The following is a 1,020-nucleotide window of genomic DNA, read 5'->3' as shown; positions in this document are numbered from 1 at the left end:
GGGTGAGGCGGAGCAGGGCGCGCCAGAGGGGGTCGAGGAGGGGGCCGTAGCCGCGGGAGTCCTCGCGGTCGGCCACCATCATCAGGTGGACGCCGACCGAGGGCCCCTCGTCGGCGAGGTAGCGGAGCTGGGTGACCGCGCGGTCGTCGAAGCCGTGGGGGAAGTCCATGACGATCAGCAGCTGTTCGGCGAGGTCGATGTCCGGCGGGAGGGCGTCGGCGACGCCGCTTCTGATGGCCATCTGGACGAGGTCGACGCGCTGGGTCAGGTCGTTCAGCACGGTGTGCACGCCCGCCGCGCCCGCGATCGGGGGCTCGTGCAGGACGCCGGAGGCGACCAGGGGTGCCAGCACGCCGGTCGCCGAGCCCGCCGGGTCGACCACGTGGACGCTGAGGCCGTCGGCGGGGTGGGCCGCCAGCAGGCGCGTGGCGATGGCCGTCGCCGTCTCGGCGGCCAGGGTGCGCAGCTCGTCGGGGCCGACGAGCGCCGACTCGACCGAGCCGCCGCGACCGCTGTCGATCCACAGCCCGCGGTGCAGCGGCAGCCGCATCAGCATCGGTATCCGCAGGTCCACGCGCTCGGGCAGGCTGAGGTCGCCGAGCCGCACCGCCATCGCCGACTCCTCCGGCACCTGGAACGCCTGCCACGCCGCGCTGTCCCAGCGGGCGTAGGCGGGCGGCAGGGCGGGCTCGACGACGGCGACCTCGGCGACCAGCTGCTCCACGTCGCGGTCGAACGCGGCGCGGGCCTGGTCGACGAGCTCGGAGTGCCTGGCCTGCGCCTCGGCGCGCGCGCGGTCGGCGACGGGGCCGAGGCGGTTGCGCGGGTCGGAGAGGACCTTGTCGAGCTCGCGGTCCATGCGGGTGTCGGCGAAGTCCCGGGCGCTGCGGTAGGCCGCCGTGCTGCGGGCCAGGTCCTCGAACATGCTCCAGACCTGGTTGTACAGGCGCTCGTCCATCGACCAGCCGCCGGCGTCGCCCGCGACCGGTCCCCCGCCGTTCGGCTGGGCGGGCGCGGGGG

The 1,020-nt window shown here is 75.6% G+C and carries 1 pseudogene; it reads right to left on the bottom strand.

Annotated elements, in window-relative coordinates:
- Window positions 1-1,020, bottom strand: a pseudogene (locus tag ADY01_RS35855) (export associated protein); the annotation flags it as partial.

Origin of the sequence: Streptomyces sp. SBT349 (assembly GCF_001083795.1) — a bacterium.
In the GTDB taxonomy this organism is placed as follows: domain Bacteria; phylum Actinomycetota; class Actinomycetes; order Streptomycetales; family Streptomycetaceae; genus Streptomyces.
Note: the sequence above shows the minus strand (reverse complement) of the source record. Positions and strands in the feature narration are given on the sequence as shown.